This is a genomic window from Paenibacillus sp. B2(2019) (genome assembly GCF_008370385.1).
Lineage (GTDB): Bacteria > Bacillota > Bacilli > Paenibacillales > Paenibacillaceae > Paenibacillus_AQ.
In genome coordinates this window covers 247,520-264,663 of record NZ_VTZR01000019.1, presented here as the reverse complement: position 1 = coordinate 264,663, position 17,144 = coordinate 247,520, and the positions used below count along the sequence as shown (strand labels likewise).

16 protein-coding genes are annotated in these 17,144 nt (G+C 43.5%); 15 read left to right on the top strand and 1 reads right to left on the bottom strand.

Annotation, left to right across the window (positions count from 1 at the left end; genetic code table 11):
- Positions 1-177: 177 nt before the first annotated feature.
- On the bottom strand, positions 178-606 hold the full coding sequence (locus PAENI_RS17510; protein WP_042189459.1) for an organic hydroperoxide resistance protein: 429 nt from the start codon (positions 604-606) through the stop codon (positions 178-180).
- 142 nt (positions 607-748) lie between these two features.
- On the opposite strand from PAENI_RS17510, the gene PAENI_RS17505 reads away from it, so the two are divergent.
- From PAENI_RS17505 to fliI, 15 genes are all read left to right on the top strand, one after another.
- Positions 749-1,237 (top strand): MarR family winged helix-turn-helix transcriptional regulator, encoded by a 489-nt coding sequence (locus PAENI_RS17505; RefSeq protein WP_316502827.1) that lies wholly within the window; start codon positions 749-751, stop codon positions 1,235-1,237.
- Between the two features lie 351 nt (positions 1,238-1,588).
- Positions 1,589-2,749: an ADP-forming succinate--CoA ligase subunit beta gene (gene sucC / locus PAENI_RS17500; RefSeq protein WP_042128955.1), complete on the top strand. Its 1,161-nt coding sequence runs from the start codon at positions 1,589-1,591 to the stop codon at positions 2,747-2,749.
- A 62-nt stretch (positions 2,750-2,811) separates the two neighbouring features.
- On the top strand, positions 2,812-3,741 hold the full coding sequence (gene sucD / locus PAENI_RS17495; RefSeq protein WP_042128953.1) for a succinate--CoA ligase subunit alpha: 930 nt from the start codon (positions 2,812-2,814) through the stop codon (positions 3,739-3,741).
- 221 nt (positions 3,742-3,962) lie between these two features.
- Positions 3,963-5,081, top strand: a complete 1,119-nt coding sequence (gene dprA / locus PAENI_RS17490; protein WP_149646146.1) for a DNA-processing protein DprA — start codon at positions 3,963-3,965, stop codon at positions 5,079-5,081.
- 36 nt (positions 5,082-5,117) lie between these two features.
- Positions 5,118-7,217 carry a type I DNA topoisomerase gene (gene topA, locus PAENI_RS17485; protein ID WP_149646145.1) on the top strand — a complete coding sequence of 700 codons (2,100 nt, stop codon included), beginning with the start codon at positions 5,118-5,120 and terminating at the stop codon, positions 7,215-7,217.
- Positions 7,218-7,243: 26 nt separating this feature from the next.
- The gene (gene trmFO / locus PAENI_RS17480; protein ID WP_149646144.1) at positions 7,244-8,599 is read left to right on the top strand and encodes an FADH(2)-oxidizing methylenetetrahydrofolate--tRNA-(uracil(54)-C(5))-methyltransferase TrmFO; all 1,356 of its coding nucleotides are present in this window, start codon (positions 7,244-7,246) and stop codon (positions 8,597-8,599) included.
- Positions 8,600-8,728: 129 nt separating this feature from the next.
- Positions 8,729-9,271, top strand: a complete 543-nt coding sequence (gene hslV / locus PAENI_RS17475; protein ID WP_042189455.1) for an ATP-dependent protease subunit HslV — start codon at positions 8,729-8,731, stop codon at positions 9,269-9,271.
- A 33-nt stretch (positions 9,272-9,304) separates the two neighbouring features.
- Positions 9,305-10,705, top strand: coding sequence for an ATP-dependent protease ATPase subunit HslU (gene hslU / locus PAENI_RS17470; RefSeq protein WP_149646143.1), 1,401 nt, complete (start codon positions 9,305-9,307; stop codon positions 10,703-10,705).
- A 378-nt stretch (positions 10,706-11,083) separates the two neighbouring features.
- Entirely contained in the window at positions 11,084-11,491 is a 408-nt protein-coding gene (gene flgB / locus PAENI_RS17465; RefSeq protein ID WP_149646142.1) for a flagellar basal body rod protein FlgB, read from the top strand.
- 6 nt (positions 11,492-11,497) lie between these two features.
- Entirely contained in the window at positions 11,498-11,947 is a 450-nt protein-coding gene (flgC, locus tag PAENI_RS17460; protein ID WP_094869605.1) for a flagellar basal body rod protein FlgC, read from the top strand.
- Positions 11,948-12,037: 90 nt separating this feature from the next.
- The gene (fliE, locus tag PAENI_RS17455) at positions 12,038-12,349 is read left to right on the top strand and encodes a flagellar hook-basal body complex protein FliE (protein ID WP_042189451.1); all 312 of its coding nucleotides are present in this window, start codon (positions 12,038-12,040) and stop codon (positions 12,347-12,349) included.
- A gap of 35 nt (positions 12,350-12,384) precedes the next feature.
- Positions 12,385-13,971: a flagellar basal-body MS-ring/collar protein FliF gene (fliF, locus tag PAENI_RS17450; protein WP_149646141.1), complete on the top strand. Its 1,587-nt coding sequence runs from the start codon at positions 12,385-12,387 to the stop codon at positions 13,969-13,971.
- A 4-nt stretch (positions 13,972-13,975) separates the two neighbouring features.
- The gene (gene fliG / locus PAENI_RS17445) at positions 13,976-14,992 is read left to right on the top strand and encodes a flagellar motor switch protein FliG (protein WP_042128934.1); all 1,017 of its coding nucleotides are present in this window, start codon (positions 13,976-13,978) and stop codon (positions 14,990-14,992) included.
- Entirely contained in the window at positions 14,985-15,833 is an 849-nt protein-coding gene (locus PAENI_RS17440; RefSeq protein WP_042189449.1) for a FliH/SctL family protein, read from the top strand. The genes fliG and PAENI_RS17440 overlap by 8 nt, the downstream gene beginning before the upstream one ends.
- Positions 15,802-17,139 (top strand): flagellar protein export ATPase FliI, encoded by a 1,338-nt coding sequence (gene fliI, locus PAENI_RS17435; protein ID WP_279306853.1) that lies wholly within the window; start codon positions 15,802-15,804, stop codon positions 17,137-17,139. Before PAENI_RS17440 ends, fliI begins: the two co-directional genes overlap by 32 nt.
- The last annotated feature ends 5 nt before the right edge of the window (positions 17,140-17,144 follow it).

Genomic DNA, 17,144 nt, shown 5'->3' with positions numbered 1-17,144 from the left:
GAGCGTGCTTTCGGACTCCAGAGACACTATTTCTTTAAAAAAGGCTCAAATATAGTCTTTTTTTATATCAATAGCTGCGATGGGGTTCGTTAATAATTCAAAAGTGTACGAATGTTGCATATAAGATCATCTGTGTCCGTTAGGGCTTCGTTTGAGAAAATATTTCTCTGTATTTCCTTACAGTACATTCAATTCTACAGCGATATTGCCGCGGGTTGCGCGGGAGTATGGACAAGCGCCATGAGCAGCCTCTACTAAAGAGGTTGCGGTTTCTCTGTCAACGCCTTTAACTAGCACATCAAGCTTAACCGCTATGCCAAAACCTCCATCTTCAACTTTACCAAAGCTGACTGTGGCCGTTACTTCGCTACCTTCAATTTTCACTTTTCCGAGTCGGGCAACCATGTTCAGTGCACTATCGAAACAAGCGGAATAACCAGCTGCAAATAATTGCTCAGGATTTGTACCTTCGCCACCGGCGCCTCCCATTTCGCGTGGTGTGCTGATTGTAAGGTTGAGCTTAGGGCTTTCTGATTCGATAAAACCGTTTCTTCCTCCTACGGCTTTAACAGTGGTTTCATACATTTTTTGCTGGATGGTCATCATTGTGTATCTCTCCAATTCCTAATTATTTTGTGTACAATCTAATTTATCACAATTAACTATAATGTCAAATTATTTTTTCCTATTAACATGATGTTATGAGTGAATTATGATAAAATAAGGGTATAAGGCAGGTGATTAAGATATGAAAATGAATGAAGAAGATATGCAAAAGATGACGACTACACCTGAGCTGCTGATTGAGAATCAACTCTGTTTTACGATTTATGCTTGCTCTCGTGAGATCACAAAGCTGTATCAACCTTATTTGGATAAGATCGGTTTAACATACTCGCAATATCTGGTAATGCTTGTGTTATGGGAACGACAGCAATGTACGGTTAAAGAAATTGGTGAGGCGCTATTTTTGGATTCGGGTACGCTGACACCTCTTTTAAAACGCCTACAAGCTGCAGGGTTGATCGTGCGTGAACGTTCGACACAAGATGAGCGAAAAGTTCTGATTTCACTAACGGAACAGGGCTGGGCACTTCAAAGCAGCGCGGCTTGTATTCCCGGGAAAATGATGGAAGAAACGACTATGTCCGGCGATGAGACTGTAGAGCTGCTTGAGCAGTTCAAAAGCTTGCTAAATCGTGTTCATGATGCGAACACTCAAGATAGTAAAAAGTAAGTATAATCAGGAGTCTGTGCGATCGTTCGCATTCCGGCATGAAATCAAGCGAAAAAATGTGTACAAATCATGAATATATTTAAGGAAAGCGTTTTAAAAACATGTTACACTATTCTGGGTTCCTTTATATGGCATATAGGTAAGTATAAGCTTAGTCTTATAGATTTACTCAATGTCTCTCACAGAAATAAGGCCATTCTTTTACGAGTGGTAGAGCAGTTTCTGTTGGTTCCGGAATAGTGCTGCATGTTTAGCATCAGCCTATCCCTAACCCCGCGGCAATCAAAACGGAAGGCGAGATGACAACAGGCTGCCTGTTAAGTCACCACGCTACTTTAGGAGGCTACCGCTATGAATATCCACGAGTATCAGGGAAAAGAAGTGCTTAAGAAGTACGGTGTGGCCGTACCGAATGGAAAAGTAGCTTATACAGTGGAGGAAGCGGTAGAAGCCGCAGAGTCACTGAGTACACCGGTTGTTGTAGTTAAAGCTCAGATTCATGCAGGTGGACGAGGTAAAGCTGGAGGTGTAAAGGTTGCTAAGAATATCGATGAAGTGCGTACTTACGCAACCGAAATTCTCGGTAAGACTTTAGTTACTCACCAGACTGGTCCGGAGGGTAAGGTAGTAAAACGGCTGCTCATTGAAGAGGGCTGTCAAATTGTTAAAGAGTATTACATCGGTATCGTTGTTGATAGAGGAACTGGCCGAGTGGTTATGATGGCATCTGAAGAAGGTGGCACAGAGATTGAAGAGGTTGCAGCTACACATCCGGAGAAGATTTTCAAAGAAATCATTGATCCGGCAGTAGGTTTGCAGACTTTCCAAGCTCGTAAATTAGCTTACAGCATCTCTATTCCTAATGAACTGGTAGGCAAGACTGTTAAATTCATGCAAGCGCTATATCTAGCTTTTGTGGATAAAGATTGCTCTATTGCCGAAATTAACCCATTGGTAGTTACTGCGGATGGGAATGTGATGGCTCTAGATGCTAAATTGAATTTTGACCCCAATGCCTTGTTCCGCCACAAAGATATTCAAGAGCTTCGGGATCTAGATGAAGAAGATTTGAAAGAAATCGAAGCCTCTAAGTATGACCTGAGCTATATTGCACTTGATGGCAATATTGGTTGTATGGTGAACGGTGCAGGCCTAGCGATGGCAACGATGGATATTATTAAATATTACGGAGGCGAACCCGCCAACTTCCTTGATGTAGGGGGCGGTGCAACTACCGAGAAAGTTACAGAAGCCTTTAAAATCATTCTATCGGATGAAAAGGTAAATGGAATTTTCGTTAATATTTTCGGCGGTATTATGCGCTGTGACGTTATTGCTAACGGTGTTGTGGAAGCGGCAAGTCAATTGGGATTGACTAAACCGCTTGTTGTACGTCTTGAAGGAACAAATGTTGGATTGGGTAAGCAAATCTTGGCTGGATCGGGACTTAACATTGTAGCTGCTGATTCTATGGCGGACGGTGCCCGTAAGATTGTATCTCTTGTGCAATAATGGCTCGGAAGTTGAAGCCAGTTATCGTATTTGACAATATAAGTAGGGATGTGACTTAAGGCATGAGCATTCTTGTAGATAAAAATACGAAAGTTATCACGCAAGGTATTACGGGAGCAACTGGCTTGTTCCATACTAAGGGTGCGCTTGATTATGGAACTCAGATGGTTGGAGGAGTAACGCCGGGTAAAGGTGGAACGACAGTTAATATCACCCTTGAAAATGGCAGTGAAGTTAGTCTTCCGGTATTTGATACAGTCGCAGCTGCTAAGGCAGCTACTGGTGCAACTGCTAGTGTGATTTATGTACCGCCAGCCTTCGCGGCAGATTCCATTATGGAGGCTGTAGATGCAGAGCTGGATTTGGTTATCTGTATTACTGAAGGTATTCCTGTGCTTGATATGGTAAAAGTCTCACGTTATATGGAAGGTCGTTCTACAGTGTTGATCGGTCCAAACTGTCCGGGTGTTATCACTCCTGGAGAGTGTAAGATTGGAATCATGCCTGGCTATATTCATATGCCTGGTTATGTAGGAGTGGTCTCGCGTAGCGGAACGCTAACCTATGAGGCGGTTCATCAGCTGACCACGCGTGGAATTGGGCAATCTTCGGCTGTAGGTATTGGCGGAGACCCGGTTAAAGGCTCTGAGTTTATTGATATTTTGAAGCTGTTTAATGAAGATCCGGGTACGAAGGCAGTTATTATGATCGGAGAGATCGGTGGAACTGCAGAGGAAGAAGCAGCAGAGTGGATTCGTGAACACATGACCAAGCCAGTTGTAGGCTTCATTGGAGGAGCAACTGCACCTCCAGGCAAGCGTATGGGGCATGCTGGTGCTATCATTTCTGGAGGGAAAGGTACAGCAAGCGAAAAAATTGCCGTACTGGAAGCTTGCGGAATCAAGGTAGCCCCTACACCTGCTGAAATGGGTTCAACACTCGTAAGTGTGCTTGAAGAGCGCGGTATTCTCAATGCTTTTACATCGCACTAATTAGTGTAGTTAAGACAGAGAAATCACTCCGCGTAGTGAGGTTATTTCGTGTATAATTAATTAAAGAGGTAAGCAACCTTTTGTTCCTATTTAGGGATGAAAGGTTGCTTTTTTTATTTTAAATAGAAATTTATTGAATTTAAAGAAATACTTGCGTTTTCAAGAGGTGTAACACAAAATAGGGAAGGCTAGGCCTTCCATGTTAAGGGGCGAAAAATGATATGGAAGAACGGGAACTACTATTCGGCTTTAATGAAGTGGAAGGCATTGGCTGGAAAACTATCGACAAAATTCGCAGAGCTGGGCTTTTGTCAGAAAAAGCATTTTCTTGTAGCTCAGAAGACTGGGAACAGGTTGGATTGAGCGAGAAAGTGTCGATTCAACTTGCTTCAATATATACGTTGGAGTGGATAGCAAACCGCCGCTTACTAATGGAAGAAAGTGCTGTGAGCATGGTTACGATTTTTGATGCAGACTATCCCCATTTATTGAAGGAGACGGCTCAGCCACCATGGATTCTTTATTATCGTGGGCGTTTGGATCTGTTATCGACACCCAGTGTAGCGATGGTCGGTACTCGTGTGCCAACAGCTTATGGACGAAAGGTAGGGGAGATTCTCACAAAAGAGCTTAGTGAAGCAGGTCTAACAGTGGTTAGCGGATTAGCTAGGGGGATTGATAGCGTCTGTCATGAAGCTGCGCTAAGAAGCGGTGGGGGCACAATAGCGGTAGTGGCTACTGGACTTGATCGGGTCTACCCGCCTGAGAATAAGGAGCTTGAACGATTGATCTCCCGTGATGGGTTAGTGCTAACAGAGTATCCCCTTGGAACCAAAAGTCATCCAGGGTTATTTCCGCAGCGCAATCGAATTATTGCAGGCCTCACATACGGGACAGTGGTCGTAGAGGCGGATAGTAGAAGTGGATCACTCATTACTGCAGATGCTGCCTTGGAGGCAGGACGGGATGTTTTTGCTGTCCCTGGACCTATTACGTCTCCAAAAAGTAGAGGTGCTCTTGATCTGATTAAACAGGGGGCAAAGCTGGTAACCGGTGCACTAGATATTTTAGAAGAATACACTTCTTTTCTCCCGACAAACCTCTCAAAAACGGGTGAAAGCGGTCCCTCTAAACAGGTGGCTGATGATTTGTTAATTGAAAAGAAATTGACAAATGAGGAGTTACACCTATACCATATACTGCATCAAGGACCCTTTATTTTGGACGATCTGCTTGTGAGGACAGGATGGGATTTTGGACATTTGCATTCAGTTCTGTTATCTTTAATCATAAAAAAAGCGGTAGCACAATTACCAGGAGCTATTTATAAGGTAATTTAATATAGAGGTACGAGTGTTAACGAGGAGGAAGAGTCTATGGCAGATGCATTGGTTATTGTCGAATCGCCCGCGAAAGCGAAGACAATTGGCAAATATCTAGGTAGTAAGTATATTGTAAAGGCATCTATGGGACACATCAGAGATCTACCGAAGAGTCAAATTGGTGTTGAGGTGGAGAATGATTTCAATCCCAAATATATTACGATTCGTGGTAAAGGTTCTATATTGAAGGAATTGAAAGACGCTAGTAAAAAAGTGAAAAAAGTCTATCTCGCAGCTGACCCCGATCGCGAAGGAGAAGCGATTGCTTGGCACTTGGCACATGCCCTGGATTTAGATAATACACAGGAATGCCGAGTTGTATTTAATGAGATCACCAAACAAGCGGTGAAGGATGCTTTTAAGACGCCACGCAAAATTAACATGGATCTTGTGAATGCACAGCAGGCAAGACGTATACTGGATCGGCTAGTAGGTTACAAGATTAGCCCCCTATTATGGAAGAAAGTCAAAAAAGGGTTATCTGCTGGACGTGTTCAATCTGTGGCTGTAAAGATCATAATGGATCGTGAGAATGAAATCTCCGCTTTTGTACCTACTGAATATTGGAGTATTACAGCTAAACTTGGGATTCGAGATTCTGTCTTTGAAGCTAAGTTTCATAAGCTGAATGGTGTGAAGAAGGAACTTAATCAGGAAAGCGATGTTCAAGAGGTCCTTGAGGCAATCAAGAACGCAGCTTTTAAGGTAAGTAATGTGAAGGAGAAGGAAAGACAACGACATCCTTCGGCTCCTTTTACAACAAGTTCCCTTCAACAGGAAGCAGCTCGTAAGCTTGGATTCCGTGCAGCTAAGACAATGTCTGTTGCCCAGCAATTATACGAAGGTGTGGAACTAGGCAAAGAGGGAACCGTAGGTTTGATCACCTATATGCGTACGGACTCGACACGTTTATCAGTCACTGCACAGGATGAAGCTAAAGAGCTGATTACTGCAAAGTATGGTGAAAAGTTCTTACCTGAAGCCCCTCGCCAGTATTCAAAGAAAGCGGCTGGAGCGCAAGAAGCGCATGAAGCGATCCGACCAACTTCAGCACTTCGGGAACCGGAAATGGTCAAAGAGTTCTTAAGCCGGGATCAATTCCGTCTTTACAAGCTGGTGTGGGAGCGGTTCGTATCCAGTCAAATGGCTTCGGCTCTTCTTGATACACTCTCGGTTGATATAGAAGCAGGTACAGCCACATTCAGAGCGGTGGGTTCGAAGGTTTCATTCCCAGGGTTCATGAAGGTTTACGTGGAAGGTAACGATGATGGAACTACAGATGAAGATAAGTATTTACCGCCTCTTGAAGCGGGAGATGCTTTAAATAAGCAAGAGATCGAGCCGAAGCAGCATTTTACACAGCCACCACCGCGATATACAGAAGCAAGGCTTGTAAAGACACTTGAGGAATTAGGGATAGGACGCCCAAGTACGTATGCACCAACGCTTGAAACGATTCAGAAGCGTGGTTATGTAGCGATTGAAGAGAAAAAATTCATGCCTACAGAGCTTGGAGAACTTGTCATCGAGCAGATGGAACAATTTTTCCCGGAAATATTGAACGTAGAGTTTACGGCTAATATGGAAGGCGATCTTGACCATGTGGAAGAAGGCTCGGAAGATTGGGTGAAGGTTCTTGCCGAATTTTACGGGTCTTTCGAGAAGCGCTTAGTGTTTGCCGAAGAAGAAATGAAAGAAATTGAGATTGAAGATGAAGTCTCTGATGAGATCTGCGAGAAATGTGGTAAACCACTTGTATATAAATTAGGACGCTTTGGGAAGTTCCTAGCATGTTCTGGCTTTCCCGATTGCCGAAATACGAAGCCGATTATCAAAGATATAGGTGTAACTTGCCCTAAATGTAATGAAGGGAAAGTTGTAGAGCGTCGTAGCAAAAAAGGGCGTGTCTTCTATGGCTGCGATCAATATCCTGGTTGTGATTTCGTCTCTTGGGATAGACCATCCACTAAACCATGTCCATCTTGCGGGGCTTGGATGATTGAGAAACGCAATAAGCAAGGCACCAAACTGCAATGTACGTCTTGTGACCATACAGAGGCAGTTTTAGACAACGAAGAAGAGTTAGCAGAATAATAGTCTCTACAGGAGGAAATAAGACAGTGACAGATACAACAAAGGTAACAGTAATTGGAGCAGGTCTCGCAGGAAGTGAAGCGGCCTGGCAAATAGCCTCTCAAGGTGTACCGGTAAGATTGTATGAAATGAGACCAGTGGTGAAGACACCAGCACACCACACGAATCAATTCGCAGAACTAGTATGCAGCAACTCCTTGCGTGCAAATGGTTTAGGCAATGCGGTGGGTGTATTAAAGGAAGAAATGCGACGTTTAAACTCTCTTGTATTAGGTGCGGCTGATCGCCACGCTGTACCTGCTGGCGGTGCACTTGCCGTGGATCGGGATGGTTTCTCGGGAGAAATTACGAGTACATTGCATAATCATCCGCTCGTGGAAGTCATAAATGAAGAACTAACGCATATACCGGAGGAAGGGATTGTTGTTATTGCAACGGGTCCACTAACTTCCCCTGCATTATCTGCTGAGATTAAGGGTCTATTAGGTGAAGAGTATTTCTATTTTTATGATGCTGCAGCACCGATTGTTGAGAAGGACAGTATTGATATGAATAAAGTGTATCTGGCTTCCCGTTATGACAAAGGGGAAGCGGCATATCTAAACTGTCCTATGACTGAAGAGGAGTTTGACGTGTTTTATGACGCGTTGATTTCTGCAGAGACGGCGGTACTCAAGGATTTTGAGAAAGAGATATACTTTGAGGGCTGTATGCCTATCGAAATCATGATGAAGCGCGGTAAGCAAACTGCATTGTTTGGTCCGATGAAGCCTGTTGGGCTTATCAATCCGCACACAGGTAAGTTACCTTACGCTGTAGTGCAGCTTCGTCAGGATAACGCTGCTGGAACGCTTTACAATCTGGTGGGCTTTCAAACACACTTGAAATGGGGCGAACAGAAGCGGGTATTCTCGCTGATTCCAGGTCTTGAGAACGCTGAATACGTTCGGTATGGTGTAATGCACAGAAATACCTTTATTAATTCTCCTAAACTCTTGCATCCTACTTATCAAATGAAGGGTAAAGAAAGGCTGTACTTTGCTGGACAGATGACTGGCGTAGAAGGTTATGTGGAATCAGCAGCTTCAGGTCTGATTGCCGGCATTAACGCTGCTAGAGCCGCACTTGGTCAAGAAGGACTGATCTTCCCACAAGACACGGTGCTTGGTAGTATGCCTGCTTATATCACTTCCGCTGATCCGGAGCATTTTCAGCCTATGAATGCCAATTTTGGTCTTCTGCCGAAGGTGGAGAAGAAAATCCGCAATAAGAAAGAAAAGAATGAGATGTTAGCGCTTCGTGCACTAGACAGTCTTGCCGAGTACGCTAATCGTACGGGCCTTGTTTATAAAGAGCCGGAGGCTATCGACAACCAAGAATAAGCGCCTTTGGCATCCTTATAAGGATGATAAGCATTAGCGTTTAAGCGAGAAATATAAGGATAATGTATAACGTGAAACGTATACTTCTTATTTTTGAACAAAGCCCATCTTAAGGAGGTAACTACAATCATGGTACCCAGCTTTCATGCGACTACAATTTGTGCTGTAAGACATAACGGACAGGCAGCTATAGCAGGTGATGGTCAGGTTACATTCGGGGAGAGTGTAATTATGAAGACGACGGCCAGAAAAGTTCGTCGCTTATACAGAGGACAAGTAATAGCAGGGTTTGCAGGATCTGTGGCCGATGCTATCACTTTGTTCGAAAAATTCGAAGGCAAGTTGGAGGAGCATCATGGAAACCTGCAACGGGCAGCCGTAGAATTGGCGAAAGACTGGCGTCAAGATCGTATTCTTCGAAAACTTGAGGCATTGATGATTGTTATGGACAAGGAAGGAATGCTCTTGATCTCCGGAAATGGTGAAATTATCGAGCCAGATGATGATGTACTCGCTATCGGTTCCGGTGGTAACTTTGCACTTGCTTCCGGTCGCGCGCTCAAACGTCATGCTCCAAATCTTGCTGCTGCGGATATCGCTCGTGAAGCTCTTCAGATTGCATCAGAAATATGTGTGTATACTAACTCCAATATTATTGTTGAGCAATTATAGGCTCAGTGCCATAGAGACAAGGAGGAATTCACGATGGTGAATCAATCGCTAACACCCCGTCAAATCGTAGCTGAATTGGATAAATATATTGTAGGTCAGAAACAAGCTAAGAAATCGGTAGCTGTTGCCCTTCGTAATCGTTATCGGCGCAGTCTGCTGGCTGAGGAACTGCGTGATGAAGTTGTTCCTAAGAACATCTTAATGATCGGACCTACTGGTGTAGGGAAAACTGAGATTGCTCGGCGTCTAGCTAAACTCGTTAATGCTCCGTTCATCAAAGTGGAGGCAACCAAATTCACTGAGGTGGGTTATGTAGGGCGAGATGTGGAGTCTATGGTGCGTGATTTAGTTGAGACCTCTATTCGTATGGTGAAGCTGGAGCGTACGGAAAAGGTGAAGGACCGTGCAGAAGAACTGGCTAATGAGCGGATTGTCTCTATTTTAGTGCCTTCGTCTTCAAAAAATAAATCTCAGAAGAATCCTTTTGAGATGATTTTTGGCGGGAACTCTTCACAAGAGGATTCTAAAGAAAATTCCGAACCAGATGGAAGCTTAAACGAACGCCGTCGCGGGGTTAGATTTAAGCTGCTAGCTGGTCAATTGGAAGAAGATATCATTGAAATAGATGTTGAGGATACAGCGCCATCTATGCTGGATATGTTTGCAGGGCAAGGGAACGACCAGATGGGGATGAATATGCAAGAAATGTTTGGCAGCTTGCTTCCGAAACGGACGAAGAAGCGCAAGCTTCCTATCCGTGAGGCTCGTAAAGTGCTGATTCAGGATGAAGCAACCAAACTGATTGATATGGATGATGTCATTCAGGAATCTGTGACACGCGCTGAACAATCGGGTATTATTTTTATCGATGAGATTGATAAGGTTGCAAGTCAAGGTAAGGGTTCGGGCCCTGATGTATCACGTGAAGGTGTGCAAAGAGATATCCTTCCGATTGTAGAGGGATCAACAATCATGACAAAATACGGTCCTGTGAAGACGGACTATGTGCTCTTCATGGCTGCAGGAGCTTTTCATGTTGCTAAACCTTCTGATCTGATTCCTGAGCTTCAGGGACGTTTTCCGATTCGCGTAGAACTAAGTAGCCTGACACTTGAGGATTTCGTATCCATTTTAACGGAGCCGGAGAATGCTTTGACGAAACAATATGTTAATTTGTTAAAGACCGAGGACATTGAAGTGGAGTTCCAGAAAGATGCTATTTATGAAATTGCCAAAATAGCTGCTTCAGTGAATCAAAATATGGAGAATATAGGTGCTCGGCGACTTCATACCATTTTGGAGAAGCTATTAGAGGATCTATCTTTTGAAGCACCTGAGCTGACTTTGGACACTATGGTAATTACACCAGAGTATGTGCGTGAGAAATTGGCAAGTATTGCACAAGATCGTGATTTAAGTCAGTATATTCTTTAATGCGACAAATTTTATTTATTTGAATTTGGGCATAACGTATTAGAAAATTACAATTCAGTGTCATTAAAAGGTAAAAAAATGTAAAAACATGCAATTAAAAAGAATTTTTTGAGTTAAAAAAGGAATAAAATAGCAATAAAGTGCTAAAAGCCCTGTCTTTTCTAAAAAGATAGGGCTTATTTCTTATTGTAATAATATACAAATTAAATGAAAATCAATGTATGTGAAAATACTAATAAGTTATACTTTGCGACAAGGTTCGACGTGAAAATTGATAAATAGAGGACTTTTATACTTTATTTGTCGAAATCAAGCAGGTTTTTTAAGGGAAGTTGTGGAATTCTTTTCATTATGATAGCTTTGAAAGGAGGAATTATCTTGGGATTGCTGAATAGTGTCAGTTTTCAACGATTACAGGGAGGCATTGATGCTGCCTACAAACGACAAAATGTTCTAGCAAATAACGTGGCTAACGAAGATACGCCAAATTTCAAACGTTCTGATGTTTCATTCGAAAGTTTCCTTCAGCAACAGGAAAGTGGAGTGAAACCTACACTTAACGCGAAGATAACGGACTCCCGACATTTTCAATTTGGTACCAACAGAATTGTACCAGCAGCAGTCGTTAGCACAGATGAAACTACTTCAATGAATAATAACGACAACAATGTGGATGTAGAACGAGAAATGGCGTTAAGTGCTGAAAATCAACTCAGGTATAGTTCTTATGTCGAGCAGATCAATAGTCAAATTTCGATGATGCGAGCTGTAATTCAAGGAGGATAAGATTGCATGAACTTTGGTAGTAGTTTTGGAATAAGTGCATCAGCATTAACAGCTCAACGGTTGCGGATGGACGTGATTTCCTCCAATGTGGCCAATGCGGAAACTACAAGAGCATCGGTGGTTGATGGCAAAGCCGTTCCTTACCGTCGAAAGCTTGTTGTTATGGAAGCTACCGAAAGCAATAAGTTCTCGAATATACTAAATTCGAAATTGAACGGTAGTAGTAATGAAGGTGTAAAGGTGCAGTCCATTATAGAAGACACTTCACCGTTAAAGCCAGTTTACAACCCAAGCCATCCTGATGCGGATGCCGAAGGTTATGTCTATATGCCAAACGTAGATATTACCAAAGAAATGGTAGATATGTTATCTGCATCACGTTCTTATGAAGCCAATGTCACGATGCTGAATGCATCTAAAGCTATGGTAAGTAAAGCGCTCGAAATTGGTCGCTAAACGTAATTAACTAAGAAAGCTTCCAAAGTGAGTTTTGTACGAAGTGAATCTAGGAAGCATATGCTTACAAAACTTTTAGGAGGGAAACAGTTGATACAGAATATCACTAATGGGGTTCAAGCTGTACAGCAGCTTGCCATGAAACCAACATCTACCGAAGTTTCATCCACTCCTGCTAATGCTATGGAGAGCTTTGGTTCTTATCTTGAGAATGCACTCACTAAAGTAGCAGATCAGGAACAACAAGCAAAGGATATGAGTAATAAATTTGTACTGGGAGAAGTGAATATAGACGAGGTGATGATTTCTTCCCAACAGGCTTTACTGAGTTTGCAGTTGACTACACAAGTCCGGAACAAAGTGATAGAAGCCTATCAAGAAATTATGAGAACTCAAATTTAATTAATTCCTAGCTTAGTTCCGGATGGGGTGACACTGTGAATGAAAGATTTGCCCAATATCGGGAGAAGGTGACCCTGTATTGGAACAGATTTAGTGGTAAACAGAAGATTTTATTCTTTTCAACATTGTTTATCATTCTAATAATAATCGTAGTATTAACCATGCAGCTTTCAAAGACAGAATATGAAGTAGCGTTTCAAGATTTGGACAGCACAGATTCGGCAGGAGTAATGAACTACTTGGATACAGCAGGTGTTTCATACCGATTAAGCCAAGATGGAAAGAGCATCTCAGTGCCAAGCACAGAAGCGGCTCGAATAAAGGTGGATATCGGTTCTCAGGGGATCGTTCAGGGGGGCTCTATTGGTTATAAGGTCTTTAATGAAAATTCGTCAATGATAGGGACGACAGATAGTGAGTTTAATGTAAAGTATAATAATGCATTAAACGGTGAAGTAGAACAGTTAATGAGACGTATGCAAGGAATTAAGGATGCTAAAGTGCTGATTAATCTGCCTAAAGAAACAGTTTTTGCTTCCCAGGCTGACCAAGAGCAAGCATCTGCATCCGTTGTGCTTTCATTTAATCCGGGATTCAGACCCACTCAAGATAATATTGACGGGTACTTCAACCTTTTAAAGACGGCTGTTCCAAATCTACCAATCGATAACATTACAATTGCTAATAATGAAGTCGAGTTAATGCCTACGGCCAAAGGTGGCCAAGCTGGGGTTTCCAGCCAAGTCGAAGAGAACTTCGCTCTTCAGAAGAAATTCGAAGAAGAAGTAAAGAAAGATGTGAAACAATTCCTTAGCACTCTTACGGGTCCAGATAAAGTCGATGTTCTTGTATTCTCGAAGCTGAACTTTGACAAGGAAAACCGGAAGGAGAATCTCGTAACCCCTGTAGATACTGAGAATATGAAGGGGATTGAGATCAGTTCACAAATCATTAGTAATTCGTATTCGGGTCAAGGAAATACAACTGGCGGAGTGGCAGGCACTGGTTCGCAAGATGTAGCGGGCTATCCTTCACAAGCCGGTACGGATACTTCTACTTCGGAAGAATCTTCTGAAACGAGGAACTATGAAGTTAATCGAATTACAAAGGATGTTATCGCAAGTCCCTTTACTGTTAAAGATTTAACCATAAATGTTGCAGTTGAACCACCTACAGGACAAAATACTTTGGACGCTGCTACATCAGCAGCAATTCAAAACATTTTGGTGAATATTGTTCGTGCTTCGCTCGCAGATTCAGGTGCTACATATACAGACGCTGATTTAACCAAAAAGGTTTCGGTGTATTCTCAACAATTTGGCGGAACCGCTGCTAATACAACACCAGGTGGTCTTGCCACATGGATGTTATGGGCTATCGGAGCAGCTGCATTGCTGGTTGGAGCAGGTGGAGGATATCTAATCTATCGGAGTCGTAAGAAGACTGTGGAAGAGGAAGATGAAGACATTCCATTGCAGGTTCCTACCGAATTTCCATCTATTAATTTGGAAAGTGTGACGAATGACAGTCAAGTTCGTAAGCAATTGGAAAGTTTGGCCAAGAAAAAGCCGGACGAATTCGTAAATCTGCTGCGTACATGGCTTGCAGACGAACAGAGGTGAACTAATGGCAAAGGCTAGTCAGCAGGGGCTTAGTGGCCGTCAAAAGGCCGCGATCCTGCTTATCACACTAGGGCCCGAGGTATCGGCGCAAATATTCAAACATTTAAGAGACGAGGAGATAGAACAATTAACTCTTGAAATTGCCAATGTCCGTAAAGTGGACAGCAGTGAAAAAGAGTCGATCATGTCTGAGTTCCATCAGATATGCCTCGCCCAGGAATATATATCACAAGGCGGTATTAACTACGCCAAAGAGATTCTGGAGAAAGCACTTGGTTCCGCAAAAGCTATGGAGGTCATTAACCGTCTGACCGCGACTTTGCAGGTAAGACCTTTCGATTTTGCACGCAAGGCTGATCCAAACCAGATTTTGAACTTTATCCAGAATGAGAATGTTCAGACTATCGCACTTGTATTGTCCTATCTGCAATTCGAACAAGCCGCAGCTATTCTCTCCTCATTACCTCAAGAGAAGCAGGCGGAGGTGGCTAGAAGAATTGCTGTAATGGACAGCACCTCTCCGGAGGTCATTACACAGATTGAGCGAGTGCTGGAGCAAAAGCTTTCTGCCACAGTAACTCAGGATTATACAAATGCTGGCGGTATCGAATCAATCGTACAAATCTTGAATGGAGTTGACCGTGGGACAGAGCGCACAATTCTGGATTCTCTCGAAATTCAAGATCCAGAGCTCGCCGAGGAAATCAAGAAGCGGATGTTCGTATTCGAGGATATTGTCAATGTGGATAATCGTTCGATTCAGCGTATTATTCGTGATATTGATAATGCAGACCTGCAGCTTGCCCTTAAGGTTGCAAGCGAAGAAGTACGAGATGTTATTTTCCGGAATATGTCCAAACGTATGGCAGAGACATTCCGAGAAGAAATGGAGTACATGGGTCCTGTGCGGCTGCGTGATGTAGAAGAAGCACAAACGCGTATTGTAGGTACGATCCGCAGACTCGAAGAGTCTGGAGAAATTATCATCGCTCGTGGCGGAGGAGATGACATCATTGTCTAAGCTGATAAAGCATTCTCAGTATGTTCCAGTTGATGTACTGAAAAGATTGGAGCAGGCCCGGCACTATGCGGGCCTAACTGAGGAGCCCGTTCCAGAGGAGACTGTAAGCGAGACTCACTATCATGATCCCGCTCGTGAAGAGGCTGAAGTGGCACGTAAGCAAATGCTTAAAGACGCCCAAGAATTTGCTGAAGAGCAAGTTCGGAATGCCTCTCTTGAAGCGGAGCAGATTGTTGAATCCTCAAAAGCGGAGGCTGAAGAGTGGTGGAAAGAGCGGCGTGAGCAGGATGAACATCTGGTCGAGGCCGTCAAAGCCGAGGCTTATCAGCTAGGGTATCAAGAAGGTGTTTCTCAAGCTGAGCAAGAGATGAAGCTCAAGATCGCAGCGATGATGGATGAAGCGCGTGCTGTTTTAACTGAAGCCTATAAGGCAAGGGATGTCATTATTCAGGAAGCTGAACCTTTCTTGGTTGAGCTAAGCTGTGATATTGCGGAGAAAATTGTGGACAGACAGTTAACGGTTGAGCCGCAGTTTGCAATGGATTTGATTCGGAAGAATCTAGCTCGTAAACGTGAGCAGGGGCTGATTTCACTGTGTGTATCACCTGCGCAGTTCGCTTTCGTAAACGCAGCAAGGGAAGAGTTGTCATTAGCGGTTGACTCGCAGGCTGAACTACAGATCTTGCCTGACTCGACTGTGAAAGATCAAGGTTGTGTAATCCGCTCCTCCTTTGGCAGCATAGATGCCCGAATTGATACTCAGCTTGCAGAAATCAAAAAAGAGCTGGTAAGAATCGCGCTGGACACCGATGAGCAGAGAAATGGGGAAGAAGATGCTTGATAGTAACCGTTATAAGGAGCAACTTCGTAATCTCGATCCGGTGAGGATCAATGGGAAAGTGACGCAGGTTATCGGTCTTATGGTTGAATCGGAAGGACCTGATGCTAGCATTGGTGATGTGTGCTATATCTATCCTTCTAAAGGAAATAAGCCGCTGCAAGCTGAAGTCGTTGGTTTCCGTGACAACAAGGTGCTATTAATGCCACTTGGAGAACTGCAGGCCATTGGACCTGGTTGTGATGTAGTGGGAACAGGCAAGCCGCTTAGTGTTCAGGTGGGTTCAGAATTGCTGGGTAAGGTACTGGATGGTCTAGGGCAACCGCTTGATGGTTCCCTGATCCCAGCTCGAATGCCACATAGTTCGACCTTTAACATTCCGTCCAATCCACTTAATAGACCACGAGTGCAAGAACCTATTAGCATCGGTGTAAGAGCGATAGATGGTTTGCTAACCATTGGTAAAGGTCAGCGGGTGGGGATTTTCGCTGGTTCAGGGGTCGGCAAAAGTACGCTCATGGGAATGATTGCACGTAATACATCAGCAGATGTTAATGTTATCGCTCTGATTGGGGAACGTGGCAGGGAAGTATTGGATTTCATCGAACGCGATTTGGGACCTGAGGGTTTGCAGAGGTCAGTCGTTATTGTCGCTACATCTGATCAGCCTGCATTAATTCGAATTAAGGGAGCACTTATTGCTACTACGATTGCTGAGTATTTTCGGGATCGTGGACTTAATGTGATGCTGATGATGGATTCGGTCACTCGTTATGCTATGGCTCAACGTGAAGTTGGACTTGCAGTCGGAGAACCACCAGCTATGAGAGGTTACACACCATCTGTATTTGCAAGCTTACCTAAACTACTAGAACGCGCCGGAACTGGTCCTACAGGCTCTATCACAGCTTTTTACACTGTATTGGTTGATGGTGATGACATGAATGAGCCGATCGCTGATGCAGTGAGAGGAATACTCGATGGACATATCGTCCTTAACCGAAGTATTGCGAACAAAGGACATTTTCCAGCAATAGATGTGCTTTCCAGCATTAGTCGTGTAATGAAGGATATTGCGCCAGAAGAACAGATCGCGGCTGCAGAGAATGTTAAGCGACTAATGGCCGTGTACAAGGATTCAGAAGATTTAATTAATATCGGGGCGTACCAGAGAGGCTCCAATGCTCAAATCGATGAGTCGATGGAGTATATAGACAGTATATGGGAATTCACCAAACAAAGAGTGAATGAAAAAGTTACGCTGGCTGAAGTTCAACAGTCTTTAATTTCACACTTCTCGAGGAGTTGATTCAG

Bases quoted from the DNA above. Each gene is read 5' to 3' on its own strand.
- fliG (WP_042128934.1), top strand. From the start codon at position 13,976: ATGGCAAAGGCTAGTCAGCAGGGGCTTAGTGGCCGTCAAAAGGCCGCG.
- dprA (WP_149646146.1), top strand. From the start codon at position 3,963: ATGGAAGAACGGGAACTACTATTCGGCTTTAATGAAGTGGAAGGCATT.
- fliI (WP_279306853.1), top strand. From the start codon at position 15,802: ATGAGCAGAGAAATGGGGAAGAAGATGCTTGATAGTAACCGTTATAAG.
- sucC (WP_042128955.1), top strand. From the start codon at position 1,589: ATGAATATCCACGAGTATCAGGGAAAAGAAGTGCTTAAGAAGTACGGT.
- PAENI_RS17510 (WP_042189459.1), bottom strand. From the start codon at position 606: ATGATGACCATCCAGCAAAAAATGTATGAAACCACTGTTAAAGCCGTA.
- flgC (WP_094869605.1), top strand. From the start codon at position 11,498: ATGAACTTTGGTAGTAGTTTTGGAATAAGTGCATCAGCATTAACAGCT.
- topA (WP_149646145.1), top strand. From the start codon at position 5,118: ATGGCAGATGCATTGGTTATTGTCGAATCGCCCGCGAAAGCGAAGACA.
- hslV (WP_042189455.1), top strand. From the start codon at position 8,729: ATGGTACCCAGCTTTCATGCGACTACAATTTGTGCTGTAAGACATAAC.
- PAENI_RS17505 (WP_316502827.1), top strand. From the start codon at position 749: ATGAAAATGAATGAAGAAGATATGCAAAAGATGACGACTACACCTGAG.
- hslU (WP_149646143.1), top strand. From the start codon at position 9,305: ATGGTGAATCAATCGCTAACACCCCGTCAAATCGTAGCTGAATTGGAT.
- sucD (WP_042128953.1), top strand. From the start codon at position 2,812: ATGAGCATTCTTGTAGATAAAAATACGAAAGTTATCACGCAAGGTATT.